The sequence below is a fragment of the Aurantiacibacter gilvus genome, assembly GCF_038289935.1.
GTDB lineage: Bacteria > Pseudomonadota > Alphaproteobacteria > Sphingomonadales > Sphingomonadaceae > Alteraurantiacibacter > Alteraurantiacibacter gilvus.
In genome coordinates, this window is sequence record NZ_JBBYHV010000001.1 from 1476539 (window position 1) to 1503237 (window position 26699).

General features: G+C 65.3%; 29 protein-coding genes. 13 read left to right on the plus strand and 16 right to left on the minus strand.

Translation table 11 applies throughout. The features are described from left to right. Positions 1-38: 38 nt before the first annotated feature. Both AAEO60_RS07255 and AAEO60_RS07260 read right to left on the minus strand, forming a co-directional pair. On the minus strand, positions 39-1064 hold the full coding sequence (locus AAEO60_RS07255; protein WP_341672981.1) for a 2-oxoacid:ferredoxin oxidoreductase subunit beta: 1026 nt from the start codon (positions 1062-1064) through the stop codon (positions 39-41). Then, complete coding sequence (locus AAEO60_RS07260) at positions 1061-2920, minus strand: 2-oxoacid:acceptor oxidoreductase subunit alpha (RefSeq protein WP_341672982.1); 1860 nt, start codon at positions 2918-2920, stop codon at positions 1061-1063. The genes AAEO60_RS07255 and AAEO60_RS07260 overlap by 4 nt, the downstream gene beginning before the upstream one ends. 144 nt (positions 2921-3064) lie before the next feature. Here AAEO60_RS07260 and AAEO60_RS07265 point away from each other — a divergent pair, with 144 nt between their 5' ends. Further along, complete coding sequence (locus AAEO60_RS07265) at positions 3065-3547, plus strand: RNA pyrophosphohydrolase (RefSeq protein ID WP_341672983.1); 483 nt, start codon at positions 3065-3067, stop codon at positions 3545-3547. 50 nt (positions 3548-3597) lie between these two features. Here the strand turns inward: AAEO60_RS07265 and AAEO60_RS07270 are convergent, their stop codons facing one another. The 3 genes from AAEO60_RS07270 to guaB are packed head-to-tail and all read right to left on the minus strand — an operon-like array spanning position 3598 to position 6800. Continuing rightward, positions 3598-4092 carry a tetratricopeptide repeat protein gene (locus tag AAEO60_RS07270; RefSeq protein WP_341672984.1) on the minus strand — a complete coding sequence of 165 codons (495 nt, stop codon included), beginning with the start codon at positions 4090-4092 and terminating at the stop codon, positions 3598-3600. A 59-nt stretch (positions 4093-4151) separates the two neighbouring features. Further along, on the minus strand, positions 4152-5333 hold the full coding sequence (locus AAEO60_RS07275; RefSeq protein WP_341672985.1) for an RsmB/NOP family class I SAM-dependent RNA methyltransferase: 1182 nt from the start codon (positions 5331-5333) through the stop codon (positions 4152-4154). A gap of 3 nt (positions 5334-5336) precedes the next feature. Further along, a complete protein-coding gene (guaB, locus tag AAEO60_RS07280; RefSeq protein WP_341672986.1) occupies positions 5337-6800 on the minus strand; it encodes an IMP dehydrogenase in 1464 nt (487 codons plus the stop codon). A 127-nt stretch (positions 6801-6927) separates the two neighbouring features. Between guaB and AAEO60_RS07285 the strand changes: the two genes are divergently transcribed. Further along, the gene (locus AAEO60_RS07285; RefSeq protein ID WP_341672987.1) at positions 6928-7278 is read left to right on the plus strand and encodes a DUF2200 domain-containing protein; all 351 of its coding nucleotides are present in this window, start codon (positions 6928-6930) and stop codon (positions 7276-7278) included. A gap of 21 nt (positions 7279-7299) precedes the next feature. Here the strand turns inward: AAEO60_RS07285 and AAEO60_RS07290 are convergent, their stop codons facing one another. Then, positions 7300-7740 (minus strand): hypothetical protein, encoded by a 441-nt coding sequence (locus tag AAEO60_RS07290; RefSeq protein WP_341672988.1) that lies wholly within the window; start codon positions 7738-7740, stop codon positions 7300-7302. Positions 7741-7769: 29 nt separating this feature from the next. Continuing rightward, entirely contained in the window at positions 7770-8537 is a 768-nt protein-coding gene (locus AAEO60_RS07295) for a 3-hydroxybutyrate dehydrogenase (RefSeq protein ID WP_341672989.1), read from the minus strand. Positions 8538-8632: 95 nt separating this feature from the next. Between AAEO60_RS07295 and ypfJ the strand changes: the two genes are divergently transcribed. Both ypfJ and AAEO60_RS07305 read left to right on the plus strand, forming a co-directional pair. Continuing rightward, positions 8633-9499: a KPN_02809 family neutral zinc metallopeptidase gene (gene ypfJ, locus AAEO60_RS07300; RefSeq protein WP_341672990.1), complete on the plus strand. Its 867-nt coding sequence runs from the start codon at positions 8633-8635 to the stop codon at positions 9497-9499. Further along, on the plus strand, positions 9465-10046 hold the full coding sequence (locus AAEO60_RS07305) for a hypothetical protein (protein WP_341672991.1): 582 nt from the start codon (positions 9465-9467) through the stop codon (positions 10044-10046). The genes ypfJ and AAEO60_RS07305 overlap by 35 nt, the downstream gene beginning before the upstream one ends. A 74-nt stretch (positions 10047-10120) precedes the next feature. On the opposite strand, the gene AAEO60_RS07310 is transcribed toward AAEO60_RS07305, so the two are convergent. Together AAEO60_RS07310 and AAEO60_RS07315 are read right to left on the minus strand one after the other, a co-directional pair. Further along, positions 10121-11959, minus strand: coding sequence for a M56 family metallopeptidase (locus tag AAEO60_RS07310; protein ID WP_341672992.1), 1839 nt, complete (start codon positions 11957-11959; stop codon positions 10121-10123). Further along, complete coding sequence (locus tag AAEO60_RS07315; RefSeq protein ID WP_341672993.1) at positions 11956-12348, minus strand: BlaI/MecI/CopY family transcriptional regulator; 393 nt, start codon at positions 12346-12348, stop codon at positions 11956-11958. The genes AAEO60_RS07310 and AAEO60_RS07315 overlap by 4 nt, the downstream gene beginning before the upstream one ends. Positions 12349-12536: 188 nt before the next feature. Between AAEO60_RS07315 and AAEO60_RS07320 the strand changes: the two genes are divergently transcribed. Genes AAEO60_RS07320 through AAEO60_RS07335 form a run of 4 tightly spaced genes read left to right on the plus strand, consistent with a single transcriptional unit; the run spans position 12537 to position 15500 of the window. Continuing rightward, positions 12537-13064, plus strand: coding sequence for a sigma-70 family RNA polymerase sigma factor (locus AAEO60_RS07320; protein WP_341672994.1), 528 nt, complete (start codon positions 12537-12539; stop codon positions 13062-13064). Next, complete coding sequence (locus AAEO60_RS07325; RefSeq protein WP_341672995.1) at positions 13061-13687, plus strand: NrsF family protein; 627 nt, start codon at positions 13061-13063, stop codon at positions 13685-13687. The genes AAEO60_RS07320 and AAEO60_RS07325 overlap by 4 nt, the downstream gene beginning before the upstream one ends. Further along, positions 13684-14877 (plus strand): alpha-hydroxy acid oxidase, encoded by a 1194-nt coding sequence (locus tag AAEO60_RS07330; RefSeq protein WP_341672996.1) that lies wholly within the window; start codon positions 13684-13686, stop codon positions 14875-14877. Before AAEO60_RS07325 ends, AAEO60_RS07330 begins: the two co-directional genes overlap by 4 nt. Before the next feature lie 59 nt (positions 14878-14936). Then, positions 14937-15500, plus strand: a complete 564-nt coding sequence (locus AAEO60_RS07335; RefSeq protein WP_341672997.1) for a hypothetical protein — start codon at positions 14937-14939, stop codon at positions 15498-15500. 52 nt (positions 15501-15552) lie between these two features. Here the strand turns inward: AAEO60_RS07335 and creD are convergent, their stop codons facing one another. Continuing rightward, positions 15553-16974, minus strand: a complete 1422-nt coding sequence (gene creD / locus AAEO60_RS07340; RefSeq protein WP_341672998.1) for a cell envelope integrity protein CreD — start codon at positions 16972-16974, stop codon at positions 15553-15555. 132 nt (positions 16975-17106) lie between these two features. Between creD and AAEO60_RS07345 the strand changes: the two genes are divergently transcribed. Continuing rightward, positions 17107-17751, plus strand: a complete 645-nt coding sequence (locus AAEO60_RS07345) for a peptidylprolyl isomerase (RefSeq protein WP_341672999.1) — start codon at positions 17107-17109, stop codon at positions 17749-17751. Between the two features lie 17 nt (positions 17752-17768). Here the strand turns inward: AAEO60_RS07345 and AAEO60_RS07350 are convergent, their stop codons facing one another. Genes AAEO60_RS07350 through sdhC form a run of 6 tightly spaced genes read right to left on the minus strand, consistent with a single transcriptional unit; the run spans position 17769 to position 23303 of the window. Further along, a complete protein-coding gene (locus AAEO60_RS07350; RefSeq protein ID WP_341673000.1) occupies positions 17769-19067 on the minus strand; it encodes a M20/M25/M40 family metallo-hydrolase in 1299 nt (432 codons plus the stop codon). A 33-nt stretch (positions 19068-19100) separates the two neighbouring features. Continuing rightward, complete coding sequence (locus AAEO60_RS07355) at positions 19101-20093, minus strand: C13 family peptidase (RefSeq protein ID WP_341673001.1); 993 nt, start codon at positions 20091-20093, stop codon at positions 19101-19103. 44 nt (positions 20094-20137) lie between these two features. Beyond that, complete coding sequence (locus AAEO60_RS07360; protein ID WP_341673002.1) at positions 20138-20668, minus strand: STM3941 family protein; 531 nt, start codon at positions 20666-20668, stop codon at positions 20138-20140. Between the two features lie 13 nt (positions 20669-20681). Beyond that, positions 20682-22526: a succinate dehydrogenase flavoprotein subunit gene (gene sdhA, locus AAEO60_RS07365; protein ID WP_341673003.1), complete on the minus strand. Its 1845-nt coding sequence runs from the start codon at positions 22524-22526 to the stop codon at positions 20682-20684. Then, the gene (gene sdhD, locus AAEO60_RS07370; protein WP_341673004.1) at positions 22526-22912 is read right to left on the minus strand and encodes a succinate dehydrogenase, hydrophobic membrane anchor protein; all 387 of its coding nucleotides are present in this window, start codon (positions 22910-22912) and stop codon (positions 22526-22528) included. The genes sdhA and sdhD overlap by 1 nt, the downstream gene beginning before the upstream one ends. A gap of 10 nt (positions 22913-22922) precedes the next feature. Further along, positions 22923-23303: a succinate dehydrogenase, cytochrome b556 subunit gene (gene sdhC, locus AAEO60_RS07375; protein ID WP_341673005.1), complete on the minus strand. Its 381-nt coding sequence runs from the start codon at positions 23301-23303 to the stop codon at positions 22923-22925. Positions 23304-23438: 135 nt separating this feature from the next. Here sdhC and AAEO60_RS07380 point away from each other — a divergent pair, with 135 nt between their 5' ends. The 4 genes from AAEO60_RS07380 to AAEO60_RS07395 are packed head-to-tail and all read left to right on the plus strand — an operon-like array spanning position 23439 to position 26653. Next, a complete protein-coding gene (locus AAEO60_RS07380) occupies positions 23439-24149 on the plus strand; it encodes an SDR family NAD(P)-dependent oxidoreductase (protein WP_341673006.1) in 711 nt (236 codons plus the stop codon). Further along, the gene (locus AAEO60_RS07385) at positions 24139-25038 is read left to right on the plus strand and encodes an MBL fold metallo-hydrolase (RefSeq protein ID WP_341673007.1); all 900 of its coding nucleotides are present in this window, start codon (positions 24139-24141) and stop codon (positions 25036-25038) included. Before AAEO60_RS07380 ends, AAEO60_RS07385 begins: the two co-directional genes overlap by 11 nt. Continuing rightward, the gene (locus AAEO60_RS07390; RefSeq protein ID WP_341673008.1) at positions 25035-25940 is read left to right on the plus strand and encodes a 50S ribosomal protein L11 methyltransferase; all 906 of its coding nucleotides are present in this window, start codon (positions 25035-25037) and stop codon (positions 25938-25940) included. The genes AAEO60_RS07385 and AAEO60_RS07390 overlap by 4 nt, the downstream gene beginning before the upstream one ends. An 11-nt stretch (positions 25941-25951) precedes the next feature. Further along, complete coding sequence (locus AAEO60_RS07395; protein WP_341673009.1) at positions 25952-26653, plus strand: DUF2459 domain-containing protein; 702 nt, start codon at positions 25952-25954, stop codon at positions 26651-26653. Positions 26654-26699 lie beyond the last annotated feature (46 nt).

Sequence of the window (26699 nt, forward strand, 5' to 3'; positions counted from 1 at the left end):
AGCAAGTGCAAGGCAAGTGCGTTACATTGTTACAACAGTCAGTCGACCTGCCAGGTCTGTCCGCTTCCCAGCAAACGGGCGAGGTTGTTGTCCTTGCCCTTGGTCGCGCGCTCGCGTTCTTCGGCCACGGCTGCCTCGTAAGTCGGTCGCGGGTCGTCGTAGAGCACGCCCAGCGCCATGGGGAATTCACCGAACGGCAGTTCCACCAGCATGTGGGCGATGGAGCGGTTGGTGACGTTGTGGACGATCACGCCGGCCGCCTCCCAGTCGCCATCGACGACATCGACAACCATCAGTTCCAGCGCTTCGCGGTCGAGCGCGATACCCTTGGTGCCGCCGGCGAAGAGCATGGGCTCGCCGTCTTCCAGCCACAGTTGGAAATCCTCGGCACCCTTGGGCGCAGCGAAGCCGTCGAACACGTCCTTGTTGTAGACGATGCAGTTCTGGAAGATCTCGATGAAGGCCGCCCCCTGGTGTGCATGCGCCGCCTTGAGCACTTCGGGCAGCTTCTTCGACACGTCGAAACCGCGCGCCACGAAGCGGGCATTGGCGCCCAGCGCGAAGGAACACGGGTTGATCGGCCGGTCGAACGATCCCACCGGGGTCGACGGGCTGCGCGTGCCGAGGCGGCTGGTCGGCGAGGCCTGGCCCTTGGTGAGGCCATAGATCTCGTTGTTGAACAGCATGATCTGCATGTTCACGTTGCGGCGCAGGACATGCATCAGGTGGTTGCCGCCGATCGACAGGCCATCGCCGTCTCCGGTCACCAGCCAGACGTCGAGGTCCGGATTGGCCACCTTGACCCCCGTCGCAAAGGCCGGAGCACGGCCGTGGATGGTGTGGAAGCCGTAGGTCTCCATGTAATAGGGGAAGCGGCTGGAGCAGCCGATGCCCGAAACGAAGACGGTGTTCTTCGGGTCCGCCCCCAGCTGCGGCATGGTGCGCTGCACGGCCTTGAGGATGGCATAGTCCCCGCAACCCGGGCACCAGCGCACTTCCTGGTCGGTTTCCCAGTCCTTGAGGGTGGTTTCGACTCCCGAGATCTCTTGGGTCATCTCGTTCATGACAGGCGCTCCCCGATCGCGGCTTCGAGTTCGTTGATGTAGAACGGCTGGCCGCTCGTCTTGGTCAGGCTTTCGGCGTCGATCAGCAGCTGGTCGCGCAGCACGGTCTTGAACTGGCCGGTGTTCATTTCCGGCACCAGCACCTTGTCGAATCCGCCGAGAAGCTGTCCCAGGTTCTTCGGCAGCGGCCAGATGTTGCGGACGTGAACGTGGCTGACCTTGCGGCCCTTTTCGATCCAGCGGCTGACGGCCTGGCGGATCGGGCCGTAGGTGCTGCCCCAGCCGACCACGACCAGCTCGCCGGTGTCGTCGCCCAGCGCGACTTCCTGGTCGGGCACGGCGACGCCCAGCACCTTGTCGCGGCGCAGGTCGGTCATCTTCTGGTGGTTGGCCGGTTCGTAGGAGATGTTGCCGGTCAGCTCGTCCTTCTCGATGCCGCCGACGCGGTGCATCAGGCCGGGCGTGCCGGGTTTCACCCACGGACGCGCGCCCTTCTCGTCGCGCTTGTAGGCCAGGAACGGCTCACCCTCGGGCAGCTGTTCGAGGAACTGCGCCGGGAACGGTTCGAAAGTCTCTGGATCGGGCACCAGCCATGGTTCGGCAGCATTGGCGATATAGCCGTCGGTCAGCAGCATGACCGGCGTCATGTACTGGGTGGCGATGCGGCAGGCCTCGATGGCGACGTCGAAGGCGTCGGACGGCGAACGCGCGGCGATCACCGGCATGGGGGCATCGCCGTTGCGGCCATAGACGGCCTGGTAGAGGTCGCTCTGCTCGGTCTTGGTCGGCAGGCCGGTCGACGGGCCGCCGCGCTGCGAGTTCACGATCACCAGCGGCAGCTCGACCATGATGGCCAGGCCCATGGCCTCGCCCTTCAGGGCGATGCCCGGGCCGGAAGAGCTGGTGACGCCCAGCTGGCCGGCATAGCTGGCGCCGATGGCCGAACAAATCGCGGCAATCTCGTCTTCCGCCTGGAAGGTGGTGACGCCGAATTCCTTGAGCTTGGCCAAGTGGTGCAGGATCGCGCTGGCAGGCGTGATCGGATAGCCGCCGAAGAACATCGGCAGTTCGGCCAGCTGCGCCCCGGCCACGAGGCCCAGCGACACGGCTTCCGCGCCGGTGATGGTGCGGTAGAGGCCCGGTTCGGCAGGCGCAGGCGGCATGTCCACCTGCTTCAGCGGTCCGGCCAGCTCCGCCGTCTCGCCATAGGCGTGGCCGGCGTCGAGCGCGGCAATGTTGGCGTCGGCGATGTCGGGCTTGTTCTTGAACTTGGCGCGCAGCCAGTCGTGGATGGGTTCGCGCGGACGGTCGAACATCCACAGCGCCAGGCCCAGCGTCCACATGTTCTTCGACCGTAGCGCGTCCTTGTTGCCAAGGCCGAAGGGTTTCACCGCTTCCACGGTCCGTTCGGAAATGTCGAAGGCCAGCAGGTCGAACTTCGCCAGGCTGCCGTCTTCCAGCGGGTTGCTGTCGTAATGCGCCTTTTCGAGGTTCCGCTTGGTGAAGGCACCCGTGTCGGCGATGATCAGGCCGCCGGGCTTGAGCGCGCCGAGGTTGGTCTTCAGCGCGGCGGGGTTCATCGCCACCAGCACGTCGGGCGCGTCGCCCGCGGTGGAGATCTGGCGGCTGCCGAAATTGATCTGGAAGGCCGAAACGCCGAACAGCGTGCCCTGCGGCGCGCGGATTTCGGCGGGGAAATCGGGGAAAGTCGCCAGGTCGTTGCCCGCCAGCGCGGTGGACAGGGTGAACTGCCCGCCGGTCAGCTGCATGCCGTCACCGGAATCGCCGGCGAAGCGGACAGTGATGGAGTCCTGCGTGGAGAGATCAGGCCTGTTCTCGGCCGTCTGGGTTGCCATAAATGTTCTTCCTGCCGGCCCGTAGCTCTGGCTTTATGTTCCGGGCTGGCGACCTAGGGACACCTTGCGGGTGAGACAATCAAGTTTTTCTGTTTTGGCCGCAATAGCTGGCATTAAGCTCTCCACCGCCGTAAATGGCCCGCCATGAGCAGACCAGACCGCCACCTCTACCGCCCCTGCGTGGGTTCCATGATGATCAATGCCTTGGGCGAAGTCTTCGTCGGCAAGCGGATCGACAACAAGGAAGGCGACTGGTGGCAGATGCCGCAAGGCGGTGTCGACGATGGCGAGGACCTCGACGAGGCCATGTTCCGCGAACTGAGCGAAGAGACCGGTGTCGGGTCGGACCTGCTGGAAATCGTCCACCGACTGGAGGACGAGCTCTACTACGACCTGCCCGCAGATCTGCAGGGCAAACTGTGGAAAGGCAAGTACAAGGGCCAGCGGCAGGCGTGGTACCTCGTGCGCTTCACCGGAGAGGATGCGGACATCGACCTCGAGGCGCACAAGCATCCCGAATTCTGCGAATGGAAATGGGTCGATGCCGACCTGCTGCCCGAGCTGATCGTGCCCTTCAAGCGCGATGTCTACCAGACCGTGGTGGACGGGTTCAAACCGCACCTCTAGCGTGCACCGCGCGATCCCGGGTCAGGCCCGGGATGACGACCGGATGCTTGTCAGTTCTGGGTAACACCCTCAGCCGGGTCCACCATATCGGCAGTCATCACCGGCGGGCCGCGGTCGATGGCGGCTGACAGCTGCACGGTCTCGACGCAGGTTTCCCCGCAGAGGTCCTGCAACCGTTCGAGGTTCTCGCGGGCAGCGGCAAGCGCGCCCTTTTCCACCAGTGCCTCGCCCTCGCCCGAAATGGCAGCAAGGTTGGTGGGGTCGCGTTCCTGCGCGGCGCGGTAATAGTGGATGGCCTTGCCCTGCAAGCCATCGGCGCGGGCGGCTTCGGCCAGTTCGAGGTAGACCTGCGTATAGCCCGGATCGACTGCCAGTGCGGCTTCGAATGCATCGATGGCATCCTGCGTCTGGCCCATGGCCAGCGCAGCCTGTCCATCAGCTACCAATGCCTCTGCCCGCGGATCCACCTGCTGCTGCGCATACCCCATGCTACCCTGCACGGCGACAACGAGGGAAAGGGCGGCGGCGACAGGTCCGAAGCGCATGGCAAACTCCTTGATCATGGACGGATAGGATCGTTGGTAAGCGTCCATAATGGGGAGTGTTAACACGCCTTACCTATACGTGCGATGAAAAATCCATCGGTTCCGTCGCGGGAGGGCATCAGGCGAATTCCCGGCCCATGCGCAGAGCCCAGCGGCAGTTCCGGCACAGCGGGGCTCCAGTCCGGATTGGCGGACAGGAACCGTTCCACCTGCCGCGCACCCTCGTCATTCAGCAGCGAGCAGGTGACATAGGTTATCGAGCCGCCGGGCTTTACCAGTTGTGACGCCACTTCAAGCAGATGCGACTGTATCCTGACAAGCCGCATGAGGTCACCCTTGGACAGGCGCCAGCGCGATTCGGGATTGCGCCGCCAGGTGCCGGTGCCCGAACAGGGGGCATCGATCAGCACGCGGTCCGCTTGCCCCACAAGGTCAGCCAGCGCCTCCAGCTCACGGTCGGGATCGAGCAGGACTTCGCGGGCGATTTCCGCTCCGGCGCGCTCTGCCCGCGGCCCCAGCTGCGACAGGCGGCGGCGATCGGTGTCCGCGGCGATCAGCGTGCCCCGGTTGGCCATGGACGCTGCCAGCGACAGCGTCTTGCCTCCGGCACCGGCGCACAGATCAATCACCGTCTCGCCCGGCTGCGCGCCGACCGCCAGACAGGCCAGCTGGCTGCCAAGGTCCTGCACTTCCACCAGGCCTGCTTCGTAAGCCGGCCAGCCGGAAACCTGCGTCCCGCCGGGAAAGCGCAGGGCATTTTCATGCGCCAGCATCTCGCCCGTTTCAGGCAGTTCCAGCGCATCGCGGCTGGTCTTGAGCGTGTTGACCCGCAGATCCAGCGGCGCGCGTCCCAACAAGGCCGCCGCGTCGTCTTCGCCAACGTCCGAAGCAATCAGCAGGTCTTCCAGCCATTCGGCGGCAACACCGCCTTCGGCCGGCTTTTCGTTCTTGCCGATTTTCGGCGGGCCATATTGCGAGCCGTCGAACAGCTCGCGCAGTTCGCCCTGTTCCTCGACCAGCCCCAGCATGGCGACCCGGCCGGTGGCAGGCACCGGCCCGCAGGTGCGGATCGCGTCGTAGACGTGCTCACGAATGGCGCGCTTGTCCTTCGACCCGGCGAAGCGGTGGTTCTTGAACCAGTCCGCCACCAGCCGGTCTGCCGGAGGGCCGTTGCCGTTGGCGGCAGCGATCACGCCGTCGAGAATCTCGATGGCGGCCTGGATGCGTGCAGCAGGCGTCATGACCTAGCGCGTCGGATAGTTGGGTGCCTCTCGGGTGATGCTGACATCGTGGACGTGGCTCTCGCTCAGGCCCGCATTGGTAATGCGGATGAACTGGCTGCGTTCCTGGAGATCGGCAATCGTCGCGCTGCCGGTGTAGCCCATGGCCGCCTTGATCCCGCCCACCAGCTGGTGAACCACGTCGCGCGCAGGCCCCTTGTAGGGCACCTGGCCCTCGATACCTTCGGGCACCAACTTCATCTGGTCCTTGATGTCCTGCTGGAAATAGCGATCAGCCGAGCCGCGGGCCATGGCGCTGACGCTGCCCATACCGCGGTAGGCCTTGTAGGCACGGCCCTGGTAGAGGAACGTGTCGCCCGGAGCTTCCTCGGTGCCGGCCAGCAGGCTACCGATCATCACCGTCGAGGCACCGGCCGCCAGTGCCTTGGCCGCGTCGCCAGAGGTACGCAGGCCGCCGTCAGCGATAATCGGCACGTCTCCCGCCTTGCTGGCAGCGTCCATGATCGCGGTCAGCTGCGGAACGCCGACGCCCGCAACGATGCGCGTGGTACAAATGGAGCCCGGTCCGATACCCACCTTCACCGCGTCGGCTCCAGCGTCGATCAACGCCTTGGCAGCGTCTGCCGTGGCGACATTGCCGGCCACCACCTGCACCGCGTTGGACAAGCGCTTCGCCCGCTTGACCGCTTCGCTGACGGCCTTGTTATGGCCATGTGCAGTGTCGATGATCACCACGTCGCATTCGGATTCGACCAGTGCCTCGGTCCGCTCGAAACCCTTGTCACCCACCGTGGTGGCTGCTGCCACGCGCAGGCGGCCGCCCGCATCCTTGGTGGCGTCGGGGTTGAGCACGGCCTTCTCGATATCCTTGACGGTAATCAGGCCGACGCAGCGGTTGTCGTTGTCGACCACCAGCAGCTTCTCGATACGGCGCTGGTGGAGGATCTTGCGCGCCTGCTCCTGCGTCACGCCTTCGCTGACCGTGGCGAGGTTCTCGCTGGTCATCAGCTCGCGCACCGGCTGCGCCGGATTGTCGGCAAAGCGCACGTCGCGGTTGGTCAGGATGCCGACCAGCTTGCCGTCGGGCGCGGTCACGGGGATGCCGCTGATGCGGTTCAGGTCCATCAGCGCCTGGGCATCGCCCAGCGTGGCGTCAGGCGTGATGGTGATCGGGTTGACCACCATGCCGCTTTCGAAGCGCTTCACCCGGCGCACCGCGGCGCACTGTTCCTCGATCGTCAGGTTGCGGTGGAGCACGCCGATGCCGCCCATCTGCGCCATGACGATCGCCATCTCGCTTTCGGTGACGGTATCCATCGCCGCGGAGAGCACGGGGATGTTGAGCGCAATGCCGCGCGTCAGCTGCGTTTTGGTGGAGGCCTGCGAGGGAAGGATGTCGCTTTCGCCGGGCTTCAGGAGCACGTCGTCGAAAGTCAGGCCGGTTTGAATGTCGGTTGTGTGAGCCATCCTGCCCCCTGTCATATCACAGGGTGATTCGCCAAGGGGGGATTTGTCGCTATTTGTGAACTGAGGCGCGGAGGCGACAGGTTGGCGCGAAATGCATGCTCGCAGCCGGAATACAGGAGGACGAGCAATGCCACGCAAGACGATCGGCGAAATCGAATTCGGCAAGGTCTACCCGATGTACGTCCAGAAGGTGGAGAAGAAGGGCCGCACCAAGGTGGAGCTGGACGAGGTCATCGCCTGGTTGACGGGCTATGACGAGGCGGGGCTGGCTGGACAGATCGCCAAGGAAAACGACTTCGCCACCTTCTTCGCCGAGGCCCCTGCCCTCAACCCCGCCGCCGACCAGATCACCGGCGTGATCTGCGGTTACCGGGTGGAAGAGATCGAGGACCCGCTGACGCAGAAGATCCGCTGGCTGGACAAGATCGTGGACGAACTGGCCAAGGGCAAGGCGATGGAGAAGATCAAGCGGGGTTAGTGTCAGCAAAACAAGGCTGCATCAGGCCCATATGTTGAGGAACGCTTCCACGGCCTTCGGTCCTCCCGGACTCAATCTCGGATAGAAATGAACATTCCCATGCGTTGTTTTAAGCCGCATGCCGCCTGTCCAAATCCACTTTCCCTCGCCGATCTCGGTGCGCGATATCCATTCTCCGCCTATGCGAATGCGATTACTCTCGATTTCAAAGACGTACCCCCTAAGGATCGCCGAAATTGCAGGCACAAAGCCAACCATCGCTAGGGTGAGGAAACAAAGCCAGCCGATCGGATAGATGAGCCAGTGTGGAATCTCGCGACGCCCTGATGTGACAGCCGACCAGTCGATTGTCCCCGTCGTCGCAAGCTCATGTATGCTCAGTGCAGGTAAGAAGCCCGCTATCAGAAAGAGAATCGCAAATCGCGCGTAAGCCTCGAACTTGAAAGTCTTTTTCTCGGACATCCGATCAATCCCGCACTCGGAAGGCGTATCTACTGCGCTGTCCAGCCGCCATCGATCTCGTAATTCGCGCCGGTGATGTTCTGCGCCACGTCGCGGCACAGGAACACAGCTAGCGCCGCCACGTCTTCAGGCTGGGCGAACTTCTTGGTCGGCTGGCGTTCCAGCAGCACGTCGTTGATCACCTGTTCGCGGGTCATGCCGCGGCTGGCCATGGTGTCGGGGATCTGGTTCTCCACCAGCGGGGTCCAGACATAGCCGGGCGAGATGCAGTTGGCGGTGATGTTCTCGCGCGCCAGTTCCAGCGCCAGCGTCTTGGTCAGGCCGGCGATACCGTGCTTGGCCGCGACATATGCCGCCTTGAACGGGCTGGCCGTGGTCGAGTGGGCGCTGGCGGTGTTGATGATGCGGCCCCAGCCTGCCTCCTTCATGTGCGGCACGGCGAGGCGCGCGGTGTGGAAGGCACTCGACAGGTTGAGCGCGATGATCTTGTTCCACTTGTCGACCGGGAACTCCTCCACCGGCGCGACGTGCTGCATGCCCGCATTGTTGACCAGGATGTCCACCCCGCCCGCATGTTCAACCGTTTTGGCCATCAGCTCTTCCGCGCCCTCGACCGTGGTGAGGTCGGTGTTGATCCACCTGGCGTCCAGTTCCTCGCACAGCTTGGCAATCTCGGCCTCGTCGCCGAAGCCGTTCAGCACCACGCTGGCGCCCTCGTCACGCAGCGCGCGGGCGATGGCAAGGCCGATGCCCGAAGTGGAACCGGTAACGAGTGCGTTCTTGCCTGCGAGGAACATAATGGTCTCCGTACAATTGATTTGCTGTTGGGTCCTAGTGCCGTAAACATGACGGTCCAGCCATTTCGTCAAGTGACGGCAGGAGGGGAAACGGCGTGAGACTCAATCCATTCAATCCCGGCAGCATCAATGTCCGGCGCGCAGGCGGCGGTGGTGGTCGCGGCGGGATGCCGGGCGGCAAATTGGGTTGTGGCGGTATCGTGATTGTCCTGATCGCCGCGGTCCTTTTCGGAGTGGACCCGGCGCAGATGCTGGGAAGCATGGACCAGATGGGTGGCACCACCGCCACGCAGGGCCAGAACAGTCCCGGCGAAAGCGCGACGGATATCTGCGACGACAACCAGTATTCGCTCGAAGCCTGCAACGCGCTCGCCTCGCTTGACCAGACCTGGGCCGCGCGCTTCCAGGAGGCGGGCCTCGCCAACCGGTTCCAACAGCCGACCCTCGCCTTCATCTCCGGCAACAGCGTGGATTCGGGCTGCGGCCGCACCTCTGCGGGCGTCGGCCCGTTCTACTGCCCGGCAGACCAGAACATCTACATCCACACCGGTTTCTACGACCAGCTGGCCCGCATGTCCGGCGAAGGCGGCGACTTTGCGCGGCTCTATGTCGTGGCGCACGAATATGGCCACCACGTGCAGACGCTGACCGGCGTTTCCGACGATATCCGCAGCCGCCAGCAGCGGGACCCGCGCAATGCCAACCAGTACCAGGTGCGCATGGAACTGCATGCGGATTGCTATGCCGGGGTCTGGGCAGGCCGGAACCGCAACCTCATCGAGCCGGGTGACTTCGAAGAGGGCATGAACGCTGCCGCCGCCATCGGCGACGATCGCCTGACGGGCGGCCGCGTGAGCAGCGACAATTTCACCCATGGCACCAGCCAGCAGCGCATGCAGGCCCTGCGGCTGGGATTGGAGACGGCCGATGACAACCGCTGTGATGCCGCTTACCTTCCTTAGGGCAACCGGACTGGTGCGTGCCGCCATGGCACTGCCCCTGCTGGCGCTGGCCCAGCCTGTCACTGCGCAGGACGACGTCACCGACAACTCGCCCGATGCCCGCGAAGTGGCGATGACGCCCTTGACCGACCTCAACCTGGCGCGCGATCCGATCCCGGAGATCCTGATCTGGGCGCGCGACAATACCTATGACAGCGAGGGCATGGATAGCTGCGAGAACATCCGCGAGGGTATCGGTGATCTCGATGCCGTGCTCGGTGACGATCTCGATGCCGGTAGCGAGGAAGAAGAACGGCTCAATCCCGGCAGCGTGGCGCAGAGCGTGATCGGCATGTTCATTCCCTTCCGCGGCATTATCCGCGAAGTATCAGGGGCGAACAGCCACGAATACGAGTTCCGCCAGGCCATTGCCGCGGGACTGATGCGCCGGTCCTACCTCAAGGGCCTGGGCGAAGCGCGCGGCTGCGACTACCCGGCGCGGCCCATGCCGGAATCCTTGCGGCAGCAACTCCAGGTGCAGGCTGCAGAAGTCGAAACCGCGGAATAGGGCGCAGACAACAGAACGGCGGAACCCGGGTTGGATCGGGTCCCGCCGTCCGGCTCTCCGACTGTGCGGCCAGATCAGGCCCGGGTCACTTCATCGTCACAGTCGGCATCAGGATGCAGCGGCGCAACCGGCGTGACAGGTGCCACGGGTGCAACCGACCGGACTTCCCAGCCTGCGCCTGCCGGAGCCGACACTTCCCAGTGAACTGCAGCGACCGGCGCGGGCGGAGCTGCCGCCGCAACGGGGGTAACCATCCGACCCGACCAGCGCATGGCGACGGCCGAAGCGCGGGCATTGGCGGTCCGTTCACTCGCGTGAACCTTGGCTTGCAGGCGGTCTTGCGTCGCCTGGCGTGCGCTCATCTCTTGCAGCGATTCGTCCAGCGAACGCAGGATTTCCTCGCGCAATTCGGCGGGCAGTTCGCGGTCGTTGGCGATCTGTTCGCGCGCCTCGCGCAGTCCGGCAGCAGCTTCGGCACGGATTGCGGCGCGGCAGATGACCATGGCGCGGCGGCCGTTGCCAAGGTCACGCTCGATCACGGTTTCACCGCTATCATCGCAGCTGACGTCGAGTTCGTGCAGGCCGGCTTCCTCGTCGGCAAAGACCACGCGGTGACCGGCGATGCCCTCGGCATGGCGCGCGGTTTCCATGGCGATCTCGATGGCGGCCTCGATCTGGCCGTCCATGCCCTCGAGCTCGGCTTCGAGTTCGGCCATCATGGCTTCGAACTCGGCTTCGCTCATCTCGTGCTCGCCGTTGCGGTGGATGCGGCGGACGATCCGGCGGTGGCCGTCTTCGCCAGCCTCGACGCCCTCGTCGCGGATCACGTGGACTTCGACGTGACGTTCGCCATCTTCGGCATCGCTTTCCGCGCGGCGTTCGATCCGCACGACGCGGTGTTGCTCTTCGCCGTCAGGATCGACGGTTTCGATCACCTGCTCTTCCTGCGGCGTTTCGCCCTGGGCGTAGGTGATCGACGCGGTCAGCGGCAGCGCCAGCGCGGTAGTGGTGATAGCCGCTATGCCGAAACGGCGTCGGCGGCTGGAAACTTCGGACATGGTGAGGCTCCTCAAACGATGGATAATCGACTTTTCGCCCAGCACGGGACAGGCCATCGGAGCCGCCAGAGCCATGTGTTCGCCAGCGGCAAAGCCCGCGATCACTTCGGCATAGGCCACCCGTTCCTCCTGCTCCCGACCGGCCACGACGCGCGCATCGCACGCCGCCTCCTGGTCCCGGCGCATCGCTCTCCAGCCCCACCAGGCGAGCGGATTGAACCAGTGCAGAGCCAACAGCGGCTGGGCCGCGATGTTGGCAATGAGATCGTACCCGCGGTGGTGCGCAAGCTCGTGCGCAATCGCCATGTCGCGGGCGGTAATGTCGTAATGCGCCATGAAGGCGGGCGGCAGGGCCACCACCTTGTCGAAGACACCGAAGGCCACGGGTCCCGAAACGGCGGGCGTTTCCACCAGCCGGACCTTGCCGGCCTCGCCGACGGGAACCGACTCCGCCAGCAATTCGGCGCGCATGCGATAGTATTCGCGCACCCGCCAGCCGAGGAAGAGCAGCGCCCCGCCCAGCCACAGCGGCAGCAGCAGGTCAGTCACGGACAGGCCGACCGGCGGCGGCGGAACGAAGGCACCGGCAGTCCCCGCGGCTGTCGCAGGGTCGGAAATGATGAACATCATCGGTTCGGTGCCGGTTGCGGCTTCCGCCACCGGCTCCTCTGGGGCCATCCACGCCGGTAGAACCAGCGGCGGCATGATGAAGCGCAGGAACGGCAGCGCCCACAGCGCATAGGCTACCTGCGGCCCGAAATGTCGTGATACCGGGCGCCGCAGCACCAGTACGAGCGCAATCAGCACCCCGGTGTAGATGAAAGTGTCGACCAGCCAGTCTGCCATACCGCTCATTTCTTCATCTCCTGCAACAGGCGCTCGATCTCGGCGATGTCTTCAGGCGTCAGCGCTTCGGCATCGGCCAGATGCGCCAGCAAGGGCGCCGCACGGCCGCCGAACAGGCGATCGACCAGGCGGCGGCTTTCACCGCCGACATAGGCGGAACGGGCAATGAGGGGGGTATAGAGGAAACGGCGTCCATCGGGCTCGGTCGCCAGCGCGCCCTTCTGCACCAGGCGCGACAGCAGCGTCTTCACCGTAGGCATGGACCAGCCGCGTTCCTTGCAGACGACATCGCAGACTTCGGCTGCGGTTTGCGGGCTGCGCTGCCACAGCGCCTCCATCACCGCATGCTCAGCGTCGCTGATGCGCTCAACACCATCATTTGCGTCTTTCGCAGCCACTGCGTCCTCCCTGACCGACTACGTTTGTCGGAGCTAACGATTACGTTTGTAATCTGAACGGCGAGTGAATTCAAGCTGGCGCGGGCGTTTTATCGAATTATGGCACCCGGTCACCGAGAAAATCCGGGCTGAGTGTCGTGCAGATTTGGTGTAACCCATGCGCTCGTTCCGCCGAAAAGGGGGGTAAGGTGAGTTCCACTGGCGATGCCCTTGACCAGCTGATGGCAGCGGCCCGCGCAGGGGATTCCGCTGCCTATCGGCATTTCCTCGCCGAGGCGGCGCAGCGTATCCGTGCCCGGCTGGCCCGAAAGATCGGCGCGGACAGTGAACTGGAGGATCTGGTGCAGGACTGCCTGATCGCCGTGCATGACAAGCGCCACACGCTCGACCCCGGTCGGCCGGTGGCGCCGTGGATGTACGCGATCGCCAATTACAAGCTGATCGACCACTGGCGCAAACGCGGTCGCAGCCCGATCGACCTCGATGACGAGGCCGACATGGCCGTGGCGGCAGATACGATGGCGGCGACCGATATCGAGGCGCTGCTGGAACGATTGCCCGAGGCGCAGGCGGAGGCGATCCGCCTGACGCACATAGAAGGCCTGACCAACCGCGAGGCGGGCGACCGGCTTGGCGTTGGCGTATCGGCCATGAAACTGCGCGTGCACCGGGGCATGAACCGGCTCAAGGAACTGGTAAACGAACAAGAGCGATGACCACCACCGACGACCTTCTCGATCGCCTTTCGGCGCACGGAGCTGCGACAGCAGGCAAGCCGCGGCTGGTGTTTGGCGGCTGGCTGCTGGGCGCTGCCCTGCTTTGCGCGGCGGGCGTATCGCTGTTGCTTACCGAAGCATTCTACAGCGTGGAACTCTACGGCTTGGGCCCGATGGTGGCGAAATGGGGCTTCTCGCTGTCGCTGATCCTGTTCTGCGTGCTGGCCTTGCGCATGCTCGGCAAGCCCGGGCGGAACAGCGGCGTGCTGCTGGCGCTGCTTGCCCTGCCCTTCGTCCCCGTTGCTGCGTTGCTGGCGCTGGAGCTGTCCACTGCCGGTCCGATGATGGACGGGCCCACCTGGCCGCGCTGCCTGCTGGCCATGGCGATCATGAGCCCGATCGGTTTTGCCGGGGCCGTGCTGGCCGTGCGCTCCATGGCGCCCACCCGCCTGCACAGCGCGGGACTGGTGGCCGGCCTGTTCGGCGGCGCGCTTGCCATGACCGCCTATGCCCCGTTCTGCCCCGAACTCGGCATGACCTTCATGACTCTCTATTATTGCCTGCCGATCGTGCTGATGGCAGGCATTGGCTGGATGTTTGGCCCTAGACTTCTCCGCTGGTGAGGGATCGCCATGATTACCGCGTCCGGCGGCTGTCGGACTGCCACAAGATCGCCGATTTCCGCGAGCTGGCGCGGCGGCGGCTGCCCTACCCCGTGTTCAACTATATCGACGGCGCGGCGGACGACGAAGCAACCAAGGATCGCAACACCGCCGCCTTCGACGACGTGGACCTGGTGCCCGACGTGCTGGTCGGCGCGGACGCGCTGGACCTGTCGGTGGAGATCATGGGCCGGCGCAGCGAATTGCCGCTGATGCTCAGCCCCACGGCACTGCAACGGCTTTTCCACTGGCACGGCGAGCGCGCGGTGGCTTCTGTGGCGGAGAAATTCGGCGTGTGGTTCGGCATCTCGAGCCTCTCCACCGTCTCCATCGAGGAAGCGGGCGAGCGCTGGTCCGGCCCCAAGATGCTGCAATACTACTACCACAAGGACCGCGGACTGAACGCGGCGCTGGTGGAGCGCGCCAAGGCCGCCAAGTTCGATGCCATCACCCTGACGGTCGACACCATCGTCTCCGGCAACCGCGAGCGCTGCAAGCGCACCGGCTTCACCACCCCGCCCCGCTTCACCCCGGGCAACGTGCTGAGCTACGCCATGCACCCGGCCTGGGCGCTCAACTTCATGTTCCGCGAGAAGTTCGACCTGCCCAACCTCTCCACCCACGTGGCGGCGGGCAGCGGGCAGGCGATCTCGATCCAGGACTACTTCAACTCGATGCTCGACCCCGGCCTCAACTGGCAGGCGGCGGAGCAATTGCGCGACGACTGGGGCGGCAAGTTCTGCCTCAAGGGGATCATGTCGGTCGGCGATGCGCGCCGTGCGGCGGACATGGGCGTCGATGCGATCATGATTTCCAACCACGGCGGGCGGCAGCTCGACGGCTCGCGCGCGCCGTTCGACCAGCTGGCCGAGATCGTCGATGCCGTGGGCGACCGGGTCGAAGTAATCCTCGATGGCGGCGTCAAGCGCGGCAGCCACGTGGTGAAGGCGCTGTCCATGGGCGCGAAGGCGGCCAGCGGCGGTCGGCTCTACCTCTACGCACTGGCAGCAGCGGGCGAACCGGGCGTCGAGCGCGCGGTCGGCCTGCTCAAGGACGAAATCACCCGCGCCATGCAGCTGATGGGTAAGCGATCGGTCAGCGAACTCTCGCGCGACAACCTGCGATCTCGTTCTGATGGAGGAGTCCGGTGAAGAGGGTGCTCGCAGTCGGCTTGTGCTTGTCGCTGCTCTCTGCCTGCGACAATTCACCGATGACTGAAGAACCCATTATCGCCGGAGACGAAGCGCCCCGGCGACATGCGATCGACGGTAACTGGACCGTGATCGATCGATGCGCGCCAGAGGAAAACAGGGTCTGTAACGAACCATTGCCACTTGGCCGCGTCGAGGGTGATCAACTTTTCGAGTTCGAGCCGGGGGGTACCCCTAACGAACCTGTTTCTGACATCGAGCAGACCCATCACTATGTGCTGCTGCAGGGTGCCCCCCTGATCGCGCAGGTCGAAACCAGCTTGATCGACCCGGACCAGCGGCTGGCCAGCAGCTTCCATACCTATTTTGCGCTCGATCCGATCGAATGGTCGGATGACGGACAACTGGTCGCAGCACGGATCTGGCCGATCCTTTGCGGACCACCGCCGCAGCCCGGGGAGTGGAATCACGACATTGACAGCCCGGCGCGGCACATGACGAATTTCCCCTATCCCGGTATGGGCGAGGACTGCCTTCCCAAGGACGTCGAGACCCTGCGGAACGCCGCTCGCGAAAGTCGGCAGTACTCAGAAGACATCGAGCTACGCTGGGCTGGAAAATAAGAGAGCCGGACCTTCGCGGGCCCGGCTCCCTCTGTTTGCTAGCTTGGCCTGTTCAGGCCGGAATACCCGAGTGATCCGTTTCCGGCTCCTCGCCGCGGCCAATGCCTGCCCAGTCGACCCGGCGCGTGGCGAACATGATTCCGGCCAGTGCCCCGAAGAGCAGCAGCGAGCCGATCACGAGCGAATAGGTCTCCTCGTTCAGCAGCACGTAGAGCACGCCGTAGAGCGCCGCGAGCATGCCGCCGATGAAGCTCGCCCGTTTCCAGCTACCGAGCACGGCTGCGTTGTAGGCCGTCAGCAGGCCGATGATCGACGCCGAGGCGGTGACGTAGGCGAGCACGAAGCCCCAGACCTCGGCAAAGGCCAGCAGCATGACGAAGAACAGCACGAGGCCCGCGCCGGTGAGCAGGTATTCTGCCGAAGCCACCCGCGCGCCGCCGACGATGTCGAACATCAGCAGGGCGGCAAAGGTGAAGCCGATGAAGAGGAAACCGTACTTCACCGCGCGATCGACCTGGCTGTACAGATCGACCGGATCGACGAGGCCGATCGTCACGGCCTGTCCGCCGGAAGTCTCGACCGTCGAGGATGAGTCGACCGGATAGCTGGAGGTCACCGGTGCGTGCGCGCTCACCGTCAGGTCGGACAGCGTCAGCAGGCCCTGCCCCAGCGCGAGGTTGGTGATGCCGGGATAGACGGCGGTAAAGCCCTCGGCGCCGGTCTCGGTCAGGGTCGGTTCGGGCAGGAAGTTGCCGGTGAAGCTGGGGTGCGGCCAGGTGGAGGTGACGCTCCATTCGGTATCGCCGCCACGCGGGATCAGCGACAGCGAGCGGGTGCCGCGCAGGCCATAGCTCCAGCGCACTTCCAGCGGTGCCTCGCCTGTCCAGGCAGTAACCGGGGCGGAAAAGCCGTTGCCGCCCGTGGCGAGCGGACCGTTGCCGGGACTCAGCTCCAGCGCCTCGCCGCCAGCCACCACGCTGACGCTGTCGGACAGGCCGCGCGTGTCCGACACGCCGAACCGCAGCTCGGCCTCGTCGAACAACAGCGCCTCGCGCTGGACATCCAGCCGGTCGAGTTCGCTGTTCAGCTGGTAGGTTGCCGTGCCTCCCAGCGCGCCGGAAAAGACCACGCTCTCGTAAATGGCGTAACCCTTGCGGTCGGGCGCGAGCGAGGTCTCGATTGACTGGGTAAGCGGCGAGACGAACAGTTCCCGGCGCACCTGTCGGCGACGTTCGCGGTTCACGCCGTCGACCACTTCGGTCTCCACCGTTTCGGCCATGAAGGGGATGACCAGCACCGGCCCGGTGAAGGTCTGCGGCCCGCCCCAGCCCTGCGTGATCTGCTGCTGGGCGGCCTGTGACTGGGTCTCGCGGTCGTAGACAAGGGCATAGACCATCAGCAACGGCACGATCAGCACCACCGCGATAACTCCGGCCATGAACAGCTTCATGCCGGGACTGCGTTCTCGATTCATCACTCTGTACTCCCTCATGGTTATGCGACGAACCGTGCATTGTGAGCGACGAACTGAATGCCCGGTGAACTCGTGCGCGCACGTGACGCGTGCGCGTTGCCGGTTCGGCTTTCGCGCGGCAGGATGGCCAGCATGTTGAAACGATTCGGTCTTTTCGTCGCTCTGGCCCTCGCCTCCCCCGCCGCCGCGCAGGAGGCGACAGAACCCGAAAGCGCGCCCGCTTACGAGACCACGGACGTGGTCCTGATGACCGAAATGGGCGACATCATCATCGCGCTGGAAACCGAGCGCGCGCCGATCACGGCAGGCAATTTCCTGCGCTATGTCGAGGAAGGCCGCTTCGACGGCACCGTCTTCTACCGCGCCATGCCGCTCGACTGGGGCGACCAGCCCAACGGCCTGATCCAGGGCGGCACCCAGTGGGACCCGGAGCGTATCCTGCCGGGGATCGAGCACGAGCCAACGACTCTCACCGGTCTCAGCCACACCCGCGGGGCGCTATCCATGGCCATGGGCGAACCGGGCAGCGCGAACGGCGATTTCTCGATCATGCTGGGCGACCAGACCGGCCTCGACGCCAATCCCGAAAGCGACGATCCGGTGTGGCAGAACGGCTATGCCGTGTTCGGCTATGTCATCGAGGGGATGGACGTGGTCGAGGCGATCCACGCCGCGCCGGTAGATCCCGAACTCGGCGAAGGATGGATGCAGGGCCAGATGCTGGCAGACCCGGTGGTGATCCTCGAGGCGCACCGGATCGAGGACGCTACCGAGTAGCGCGGAGAGCCGAGGCCCTAGCGCTCTTCCGCTGCCAGCCGGCTCATCAGGATGGCCGCGCGCTGCGCCTGGCGGGTGAGGCTGCCGAGATCGAGCGTCTCGCCCGGCGCGTGGCTGCCGCTGCCGTTGGCACCCATGCCGGCCAACGCGTCGGTCATCGGGGCGACGAAGCTGATGTCCGCCGCACCGCGACGGATCGGGGCGATCGGTTCTTGCCAGTCCAGTCCAAGGTCGTCGTTCACGCCGTTGAGCCGCGCCAGCAGGGCAGCATTGCCCTCGGTCGGTGACATGGGCGGATAGCGGAAACTGAACCGAATGGTCGATTCGGTGCCCGGCAGGCTGTCCGCGACAATATCGCGCATGCGTTGCGCCACCCGCTCGGTCTGTTCCTGTGAAATCGTGCGCAGGTCGCCGCGTGCGACGGCGCTATCTGGGATGATGTTGCTCTTGCCGGCGGTGGTGGCGGAAATGTTGTCGTCGCCCAGCACGGCGGGCGTGCCGCCGGCGGCCAGACCGACGTTGAAGGTGAGGTTCTCTTCCGGCAGCTGGGTGCGGAACGCCTCGATAATGCGCGCCATCTCGTAGATCGCGCCGACGCTTTCCGCGGAATGGAAAATGCCCGAACTGTGGCCCGAACCAGCCGTTATCCGCAGTTCCCAGCTGTTGGAAGACCGGCGCGCGGTAACGCCCATGTCGCGCCCGTCCTCGACCGAAAGGCCTTCGAATCCCAGCGCTACATCGGCCCATTCGCCTGCCGCCAGCAGGTCCGCCCGCGCTTCGGCAATCGGGCTGCCGACGCTTTCCTCGTCGCCTGTGAGCGCGACGACAATGTTCGCACCTTCCAGTGTGCCCGCCGCCTGCATGGCGTGCAGCGCGGCGAGGATCACCACCACGCCGCCCTTGTTGTCATCAATGCCGGGGCCGGTAGCCGTCATGCCCTCGCGGGTGAAGGTCTGGAACGGACTGTCGGGTTCGAACACCGTGTCCATATGGCCGATCAGCAGCATGCGCGTGGTGCCGGGGGCGCCCTCGTGCCGTGCGAAAAGATGTCCCGCGCGCCCGACATGGTCCTGGTCGATCCGCTCCACGGTGAAGCCAAGCGCTTCGAATTCGGGCACCAGCATCTCGCGCACGGCACGTACGCCCTCGATGTTGTTGGTGCCGCTGTTCTGGTTCACCAGCCGCTCGAGCAGCGCGACATCGCTCTCGAACCTGTCTTCGACGGTGGAGACCATGACCTGCTCCACACCGGAAAGCTGGGCCATGGCGGGGCTTGCGAAGGCCAGCGCGGCGGCGGCCAATAAGAGGGTTCTCATGGCGGCGATTGCTCCACCCGAACCCGCCGCGTGTCAATCGCTGACCGCAGGCCGCCCGACAGGTTCGCTTGCGGTGTCCGGCATGCGCGCCTCCAGCTGGTTGAGCCAGCCCGCCACGTTTCGTCCGATGGAAAGCTGCGGCAGCGAGGGCACGAGGTTGTCCGCCAGTTCCCACCCCACGATGTGCACCTGTGCGGCGCGAACCGCCTCGGTAAAGGTCTGCGGCTGGCGCAGCTCGCGATTGACCAGTGCGTCGCCGAAATAGGTCCAGTCGTTGTCCGGCTGGCAGCCGAAGCTGGAACGGTTGTGTGCCGCCGCCGTGGCAATCGCCGTATCGTCACCCTGCAGGTGCGGGACGAAAACGCCTGCATAACAGGCATTGAGGATCAGGATGCGGCGTTCCAGCCCCAGTTCGGCGAGGATCGAACGTAGTCGCTGCGGCGACAGGATGCCGTAGCCGTTGTCGCCATCGTGATAGGCCAGCCCCAGCTGCGCGCCGTGGCTGGTGGTGAACAGGACGAGCACGTCCTCCGCCGGGTCCATCAGCTCGGCAAACTGCGCCAGGGCGATGGTGAGCGAAGTGATCGAGCCTTGCGGCAGGCTGTCGTCCTCCCCGTCCGGCCCGGCCAGCACGAGCGTACGCCCCTCGGCATCGTAGCGACGCGAGAGCACCCTGCCCGCTTCGCGCGCCTCGCGGGCGAAGACGGGATCGCTGTCGAGCGCGGCAGCAAGCACATAGGCGTCGATCTGCCCGCGACGGTGCGGTGTCAGGCTCGCCAAGGCCGCATCGAGCCGTCGCCGGTCTGCCAGCATGGCGCGGGCCGACATGCCGCGCTGCATCTCCGGTCCCAGCTGGTAACTGATCGCGCGTTGCTGCTGGGTCTGGCCGGTCGACAGGTCCGGCCAGGGCGAAACGTGCGGCGGCGGTTCGAGGGAGTCGGCAGTGGTGTCGCTCTGGGCGACGGCGGCGGTGGCGAAGAAGAAAGTCGCGGCTGAGAAAACGCCTGCAAGGAAGCGTACTGTCATGCGCTGCAGGTTTGCACGCAGGCGCGCCTGCTGCAAGCGCGACCTTACTTCCGAACGAGCAGGTGATCCGGCGCGAACTGTTCCAGCGCGGCGACCACCTCTTCCATCTTCGCGTCGGTCCCGGACATGGCGAGCGCGAAGGAACAGCCGGTCATCGAGCGGTTGGCGCTGGCCAGTTTGGCGCGGATGCCGGTCATCTGGTCGATCCGCTCCTGCACCACCTCGTAACAGACCATCGGCTGGTTCCCCATCCGCACCGGCTGCAGCCGCGTGATCTCGTCCCAGGTGAAGGTCTGCCGGACCGCCTGGGCATGTTCGATGCCGCTGGCGTCGATGCGAAAGGCCACGCCGCCGCGCATGAACTGGCGCACGATGACGAAGCCGCAGAGACCGAAGAACAGGACAGCGATCCAGCCGACCACCTGCGTCATCTCCGGTCCCAACCGGCGAGAGGCAGGTACTTCGCCGAACAGCCCGGCCATCCACAGCCCGCCAATCACGAAGCCAAGGCTGGCGAGACCAAGCAGGACCAGCCGCCCACGCGAGTAGTTGGCGACATAGGCTTCACCCGCCATCGACGGTGCAGCCCTAGTAGACCCGCTTCTTCGGCTTGATGTACTCGGCATCGTCGGTGAGCGTGTATTCGTGCACCGGACGGTAGTCGATCTTCACCTTGCCGTCGCTGCCGCCCCAGCCTTCGAACCAGGCCACGGTGTGCTTCATCCACTCGGCATCGTTGCGGTCGGGGAAGTCCTCGTGCGCATGGGCGCCGCGCGATTCCTTGCGGTTTTCGGCGGAGTTCATCGTCACCACGGCCTGGGCCATGAGGTTGTCCAGCTCGAGCGTCTCGATCAGGTCGCTGTTCCACACCAGCGAGCGGTCGTGGACCTTGACGTCCTGCAGCCGCTTGTTGGTTTCGGTCAGCTGCTTCACGCCTTCGGCCATCAGCTCGCTGTCGCGGAACACGGCGGCGTGCTTCTGCATGGTCTGCTGCATCTCCTTGCGCACCTCGGCAGTGGGCGAGCCCCCGTCGGCGTGGCGGAAATGGTCGAGACGGCCCAGCGCCATGTCGGCGCTGTCGGCGGGCAATTCGTCGTGCGCGCTGCCGGGCGTGATCAGTTCCTTCAGGCGGAAGCCGGTCGCGCGGCCGAACACCACGAGGTCGATCAGCGAGTTGGAGCCGAGGCGGTTCGCCCCGTGGACCGAGACGCAGGCCGCCTCGCCCACGGCAAAGAGGCCGGGCACCACGTGATCGGGATTGCCGTCCGGGCCCAGCGTCACGACTTCGCCGTGATAGTTACAGGGGATGCCGCCCATGTTGTAGTGGACGGTCGGCGTCACCGGCAGCGGCTGGCGGGTCAGGTCGACGCCCGCGAAGATCTTGCCGCTCTCGGTAATGCCGGGCAGGCGTTCGCCCAGCACCTTGGCGTCGATGTGGTCGAGGTGGAGGTAGATGTGGTCCTTGTCCGGACCGACACCGCGGCCTTCGCGCATTTCCAGCGCCATCGAGCGCGAGACGACGTCGCGGCTGGCGAGGTCCTTCGCGCTGGGCGCGTAACGCTCCATGAAGCGCTCGCCTTCGGAGTTGGTGAGATAGCCGCCCTCGCCGCGCGCGCCCTCGGTGATGAGTACGCCCGCGCCGTAGATGCCGGTCGGGTGGAACTGCACGAATTCCATGTCCTGCAGCGGCAGGCCGGCGCGCAGCACCATGCCGCCGCCGTCGCCGGTACAGGTGTGGGCCGAAGTGGCGGTGAAGTAGCAGCGGCCATAGCCGCCGGTTGCCAGCACCACGCCGTGCGAGCGGAAACGGTGGATCGTGCCATCGTCGAGGCACATGGCGATCACGCCGACGCAGCGGCGGTTGGCGCCCTCGCCCGCCATGATCAGGTCGATGGCGAAATATTCGATGTAGAAGTCCGCCGCATACTTCAGGCTCTGCTGGTACAGCGCGTGGAGCATGGCGTGGCCGGTACGGTCCGCCGCGGCGCAGGTGCGCTGCACGGGCGGGCCTTCGCCCATGTTCTGCATGTGGCCGCCGAACGGACGCTGGTAGATCGTGCCGTCGTCGTTGCGGCTGAAGGGCACGCCGGCGTGCTCCAGCTCGTAGACCGAGGCAGGCGCTTCGCGCACCATGTATTCGATGGCGTCCTGGTCACCCAGCCAGTCCGACCCCTTCACGGTGTCGTACATGTGCCACTGCCAGTGGTCGGGCGAATTGTTGCCCAGCGATGCGGCAATGCCGCCCTGCGCCGCGACGGTGTGCGAACGCGTGGGGAAGACCTTGGAGATGTTCGCCGTCTTCAGGCCGGCCTCTGCCGCCCCCATGGTGGCGCGCAGGCCCGAGCCGCCGGCACCCACGACGACGACGTCATAGGTGTGGTCGATGATCGGGTAGGCCTTGCCGTTGATCTCGAATGTGTCGTTGCGGGCCATCAGGCGGCTCCTCCGAAGGCGAGGCTGCCAATGCAGAACAGGCCGAAGGCGGTTCCGGCAAAGGCGACAAGGTTGAGCAGCATGATCACGCCGAACTTGGTGCCATGCTCATGCAGGTAGTCTTCGATCAGCACCTGCAGGCCCAGCCGGGCGTGCCAGAAGGTGGAGATCACCAGCAAGGCGAGCATGAAGGCGGGCAGCGGCGATCCGGCCCAGTCCACGATGCTGCCATAGCTGTAGTCACTGGTCATCAGCAGCGACACGCCGAGGAAGATCACGGTGACGAGATTACCCACTGCGGTGAAGCGCTGCATGACCCAGTGGTGAGCGCCGTGGTGCGCCGATCCCAGGCCGCGCACGCGCCCGATTGAAGTTCCGTTGCCCATCGTCGTCTCCTCAGCGCAGCAGGATGTAAGCCCAGGTGGCTGCCGTCAGCACCACCCCGCCAAGCATCGAAATGATTGACCACATGCGGTTGGCATCGAGCTCGTAACCGGCACCGGTATCGAGCACGAAGTGCCGCAGGCCCGAACACATGTGGGTGAAGAAGGCCCAGGTCAGGCCGATCAGGACGACCTGCCCGTACCAGGCGCTGGCATGGCCGAGAAAGGTCTCGTAGCTCTCCGGCCCGCCGGCCATGGCGGCCAGCCACCACAGCAGGACACCCAGCCCGACTGTAGCCATCCCGTCACCGCAGGCGCGGTGGAGGATGGAAACCATCATGTGCGGTCCCCATCGCCAGATTTGCAGATGCGGTGAAAGCGGGCGGTCGGCCATGGCATGTCCCCGTTGAATGCTCTTGTGCCGACCGCTCTAGCGGATCACGCGAGCGAGGCAAGCGGTGGAGCGGTAGACTTTTGGCTATTTCTGCCAGCCTTCCCCAGTGTCGCGCTGCCCGCTATGAGGCGTTGCATGACCAATATTCTCGTCACCGGCAGCAGCAGGGGCATTGGCCAGGCGATCGCCGACCAGCTGACCGAGCGCGGCTGCAACGTCATGGGCCACGCCACCCGCGCGCTCGACAGCCGCACCATTGCTGCCGACTTCGCTGACCCGCCCGCCCCGCAGATGCTGTGGGAGGAAGCGCTCGACCGGCTCGACGGGCGGATCGACGTGCTGGTCAACAATGCCGGCCTGTTCGAGGCGATTCCGCTGGGCGCGAGCGATATCGAATGGCTCGACCGGTGGGAGGATACCATGCGTATCAACCTCACCTCTGCCGCTCAGCTGAGCCGCTTTGCCGTGCGCCACTGGCAGGATCGCGGATCGGGCGGGCGGATCGTGCATATCGCCAGCCGCGCGGGCCATCGCGGCGATTCGCCCGGGCACTGGCACTATGCTGCGGCCAAGGGCGGCATGCTGGCGATGCACAAGACCATCGCCCGCGCCTATGCCAACGAGAACATTCTCTCCTACGCCATTACCCCCGGCTTTACCGACACGGCCATGGCGGGCGACTACCTCGAATCGCGCGGCGGCGCGGGCCTGCTGGCCGATATCCCGCTGGGCCGCGTGGCAGAGCCGGAAGAGATCGCCGATATTGCCGTGTTCTGCGCGCTCGACGCCCCGCCCTCCATGACCGGCGCGACGATCGACGCCAACGGGGCAAGCTATGTCCGGTAAGTCCGTTGCCGCGCTTGCGGCATTGGCATTGGTCGCCTGCACCGGCCCGCAACTGCCGGCTGCCGCACAGGACCACGACGCCCAGATGCGCGCCGACTGGGCCGAGACCTGCGAGGACTGGGACGACTGGGACAAGCCCGCACCGTTGTTCCGTGTCTTCGCCAATACCTGGCACGTCGGCACTTGCGGCATCTCCGTTATCCTGATCGCCGGTGACGGCGAGTTCGTGCTTATCGACTCAGGCACAGAAGCGGGTGCGCAAGTCGTGCTGGATAACCTTCGAGCTCTTGCCATAGATCCGGTCGATATTGCCTTGCTCCTGCATAGTCATGAACACTTCGACCATGTTGGCGGACTGCACGTCATCGCAGACTTGATTGGCGGGGAGGTCGTGACATCGTTCCCTGCAGAGGAAGTGATCAGCACGGGTGTAGCCGCTCCCGATGATCCGCAAGTTGGCATGCACGAACCCATGGTTCCGGTGAATGTACAGCGTCGCGTCGCCGACGGTGACCGGGTCCAAACCGACTCGCTTGAACTCCTCGCAATCGCCACCCCCGGCCACACGCCCGGTGCGCTGACCTGGCACTGGGACAGCTGCGACGATGAGCAATGCCTCACCATCGCCTATGCCGACAGCCTCAGCCCCGTCAGCCGCGACGATTACCGCTTCTCCGATCACCCTGAATACGTACAGGCCTATCGCGAGGGCATCGCCCGGCTGGCCGCGCTGGATTGCGACGTGCTGCTTACGCCCCACCCCTCGGCCAGTGGCATGCGCGACAAGCTGGTGGCGGGCGACCTGACGGGCGGCATGGATTGCGCTGCCTATGCCGCAGACCGGCTTGCCGCCCTCGAAGCCCGCCTCGCACAGGAAGCCGATCAATGAGCTGGAAGCTTTCTGCCGTGGATACGAAGGCGCGCGTCGAAGCCGCGCTGGAGAAGCGCGACCTGACGCTCGACTGGGATGACAGCGTGGTGTTGACCGGGTTCGAGGTCGATCCCGACGACAGCACCATCTGGCAGCTCGACGCCTATACCGAGGACAAGCCCGGCGCCGCCGAGAAGAAGGCCATGGCCGCGCTGTTCGAAGCCCCCGCCCCGACAATCAAGGCGGAGCAACTGCCCGATCTCGACTGGGTGGTGGAAAGCCAGAAAGGCGTCGACCCGATTCGCGCAGGCCGCTTCCGCGTACGCACGCCGGAGCATGACGCGCTGGACGAACCCGGCATCACCGAATTCGTCATCCCCGCCGCTCAGGCTTTCGGCACGGGACACCACGAGACGACCGCCGGGTGCCTCGCCATGCTCGACGCCATGCACGCGGCTGGCCTGCGGCCCAGGTCCGTGGCCGATATCGGCACCGGCACCGGCCTGCTCGCCTTCGCCGCCATGGACCTGTGGCCGCGCGCCGTGACCACCGCCAGCGATATCGACCCCATTTGCGGCCCCGCGGTGGTCGAAAACTGCGACCTCAACGGCGTCACGCTCGGCACCGGGCGGGGGCAGCTGGCCATGGTGATTGCCGACGGCATGGAGGATCCCGCCTTGCAGGCGCGCGCGCCCTTCGACCTGCTGATCGCCAATATCCTCGCCGCCCCGCTGATCGACATGGCCTTCGACTTTGCCGAAGCCGTATCCCCGCGCGGTTCGATCCTGCTGGCAGGCTTGCTGGAAACACAGGAGGCCAAGGTGCGCGCGGCCTATCGCAAGGCGGGCTTCCGGCTGCACCGGCGGCTGGTGATCGGGGACTGGAGCGTGCTTTGGTTACGGCACCGCTACCTGGGCTGACCTTGGGGCTGATGCGCCGCCTCCTGCGCCTGCTGGCAGGCGTGCTCGTCATGCTGGCGCTGCTGGTGGTGGGCTATCCGCTGGCGGCCTGGGTGGGCAGCTCGATTCCCGAAAGCGGCAGCGCCGCACCGCCCGCGCCCGATGCCGAAACGATCGAGATCATGGTGGAGACCAACGGTACCCACACCTCTATCGTCGTGCCCATCGTCTCCCATGCGAAGGACTGGCGCGAGAGCTTTCCCAGCGCTTCCCGACCTCGCCGCGACGGCCACGTGCCCACCCACCTTTCCATCGGCTGGGGCGAGCGCGAGGTCTTCCTCAACGTGCCGACCTGGGGCGACCTTGATGCCGGTACGGCCCTGCGCATCGCCACGGTCGGCGGCGATCCGCTGGTGCGCGTCAGCCACTATGTCCGCCCCGGCGCGAGCGAGAACCACCGCCCGCTATCCATCTCCATGGACCAGTACCGCACGCTGGTGAGCGCCATCGAACGCACGCTGCCGGATGTGCCTCCGGGCGAAACGCGCGAGATCCTGCGCGGGACCTATGTCGATGACGCTTACTACGAAGCCGAAGGCAGCTATTCGCTGACCAACACCTGCAACACCTGGGTAGGCGACACACTGGCCGAAGCCGGAGTGGAAATGGGCATGTGGACGCCCTTTGCGGGCGGGGTGATGAAATGGATTCCGCTGCCCGAAACCAATCCCTGACACGCAGGTCCACATGCTTAACGGGCAGCGACAAAAAATTAACCGA